The organism is Delftia sp. ZNC0008, assembly GCF_000799035.1.
Lineage (GTDB): Bacteria > Pseudomonadota > Gammaproteobacteria > Burkholderiales > Burkholderiaceae_C > Comamonas > Comamonas tsuruhatensis.
On the sequence record NZ_JTKZ01000100.1, the window covers coordinates 1 to 2,669 of the forward strand.

The 2,669-nt window shown below is 71.0% G+C and carries 2 protein-coding genes; one reads left to right on the forward strand and one right to left on the reverse strand.

The genetic code is table 11. The features are described 5' to 3' along the window. The coding region (locus L995_RS03760; protein WP_047469253.1) for a TolC family protein at positions 1-688 on the forward strand (688 nt) is incomplete at its 5' end. Here the strand turns inward: L995_RS03760 and L995_RS03765 are convergent. Continuing rightward, positions 689-2,669: molybdopterin dinucleotide binding domain-containing protein (locus tag L995_RS03765; RefSeq protein ID WP_047469257.1), on the reverse strand; the 1,981-nt coding region annotated here is incomplete at its 5' end.

Below are 2,669 nucleotides of genomic sequence, written 5' to 3' on the forward strand. Positions count from 1 at the left end.
CGCGCTCATGGCAACAACCGACAGCCAGTCCGCCACGCTGGGCGCGCCGCCGCCTGCGCCGGCCGCCGGCCTGCCTTCGGCCTTGCTGCAGCGCCGCCCCGACATTGCACGGGCGCAGCTGCAGCTGGCGGCCGCTGACGAAAGCCTGGCCGTGCAGCGCACCGCCTTCCTGCCCCAGGTCTCGCTGACGGCCAGCGCCGGCAGCCTGCTGGTCAATGCCCTGCAATACCACCCGGCCACGGTCTGGGCCCTGGGCGGCAGCGTGCTGGCGCCGCTGTTCACGGGCGGGCGGCTGCAGGGCCAGTTCGACGCCGTGACCGCCCAGCGCGACCAGGCCGCCTATGCCTACCGTGGCGTGGTGATCAAGGCCCTGGCCGATGTGGAAAACGCCCTGGTCGGCACCCGGCGCCTGCAGTCGCAGTGGCAGCACGCCAGCGAGCGCGAGGCGGTGCTGCAGCGCTCCCTGGGCTTTGCCAAGGACCGCTACGAGGCCGGCTACGCCAGCTACCTGGAAGAGCTGGACGCCCAGCGCAATCTGTACCAGGCCCAGCAGGAAGTCATACGCCTGCGCCAGAGCCAGCTGGAAAACGCCATTGCGCTGTACCAGGCGCTGGGCGGCGGCTGGCAGGCCGACGCTGCACCAGTGGCCGCACCCGTCGCTGCACCTGTCGCCAGCCCCACCCGCTGATCAGACCTTCTCGATGCGCGCAGGCAGCCCCTGGCGCACCGCGGCGCCCGACACCCAGTCCACCCACACGTTTTTGCAGCCGGGCCGCGTGGGATCGGCGAAGCCCAGGTCGTTGAGGTTCACGCCATTGGCATGCTCGGCGTTCACCGGCATGGGCTGGCCGTCGATGCTGTGGCGGCCCGCGCCCAGCTCGCGGTGGCCGTAGCCGTGCTCGATGGCCACGGTGCCCGGCATCACGCCGTCGCGCACCATGGCCACGGCCGTCACCGCGCCGCCCGGCGTGCGGATGCGCACCGTGTCGCCGTTGGCGATGCCCAGCCGCTCGGCGTCATCGCGGTGCAGGGACACCGGGTTGTGCGGATGCACCTGGCGCAGCCGCGAGACGGCAATCGACATGGAACTCATCAGGTTGGACTTGTACGAGGTCAGCAGCAGCGGCCATTGCTGCTCGCCGAAATGCGTGCGCATGGCGCTGCCGTCGGCCAGCCGTGCCGGATACCAGGTGGGGCAGCCGCTGTAGCGCTCGCCCGTCATGGCGTGGCGCATGCGGGCCAGCTCCTCGCTCCAGACCTGCAGGGCAGGCGCGTGGGCCTTGCGGGTGTGGCCATCCTTCCAGGCGTCCTCGATGCGGTCGAAGCGCCCGCCGCGCGTCAGCAGCATGGCCACCTGACGCCATTCATCGTCCTTCAGGCGCTGGCGCAGCGCGGGCACCAGCCTGTCCACGCCGGTGATGGCGATGTCGTCATCGCTGGCCGCCGGCACGGGCTTGCCGCCTGCCCAGGCCACGTTGGCCAGGGCGTGGATGAAGAAGTCCTCGGCCGAGCGCAGCGCATGGGGCTGGCCCTGGGCGTCCTTGATGGCGGCCTCGCCAAAGCCGGGCAGGCCCAGCCGTTCTGCCACGGCAAAGAGGAAGCTCTCCACGTTCACGGGCTGGCCGCCGGCCGTGCGCGCCACGGCGGGCTGCACCACGGGCCAGCGCACGGTGGAGCTTTTGGCCACCACGTCGGCCCAGGGCGCCGAGATGCCCCAGCTCTCGTAGGTCACGGTATCGGGCACGATGAAATCGGCCAGCGCGCTGGTCTCGTTGATGAAGGGATCGATGGAGACGATCAGCGGCAGCTTCTTCGGGTCCTTGAGATCGTCCACCAGCGCATTGCGAAAGCCCGCAATGCCGTAGACGGGGTTGCTCATGTGGTTGATCCAGGCCTTGGCGCGGTAGGGGTAGCCGGCCAGCGCGCTGGCCAGCATCTCGCTGGACAGGCCGCCCACGGCCGGGTACCACGGGGCCTGGGCGGCGGGATAGTCCTTCGCGCCCTCGGGCTGGCCCTCGCGCTTGCGCTGGAATTCCGCGCTTTTCTCGTAGGGCTGGCGGTGGCGTGACAGCGCCAGGCCGCGCGGCTTGACCTTGCCGTCGAAGTTGGCGAAGTCGTAGCGCGGGCCCGGGCCGAAGGGGCCGAACGGGCCGGCATCCAGCACCAGGCCGCCCTGCACGTTGAGGTTGCCCACCAGGGTGTTGAGCATGCTGATGGCGTAGGCGGTGTAGAAGCCCGCGCCGCTCATGGTGCCGCCATGCGCATCGGCCACGGCGCGCTTGCCATGGCTGGTGAACTCGCGCGCCAGCGCCTCGATCTCGCCGCGCGCCACGCCGCACAGCGCCGCGTATTCGTCCAGTGTCTTGAGGCTGGCCTGCTCATGCAGCTTGGCCAGCGAGGAGCAGACCGACAGCTCGGGGGCCTGGTCCGCGCCTTCGGCCTTCAGGCCGGGCACGGCCACGCGGGTGCGCACCATCAGCTGTGCAGGCTCGGCCTGGGTGTGCGGCGCCAGGCTGCCATCGGCACGCTGCACCACAAACACATCCTGGGCCGGCTTGCCGTCTTCGGCTGGCGCGGGCAGGGGCCAGCCCAGGTCGGCGCCGCGCAGAAAGCTGCCGTGGCGCGGGTGGCCGGGCTCGTTGACCAGCAGGTGCGTGGCATTGCTCCAG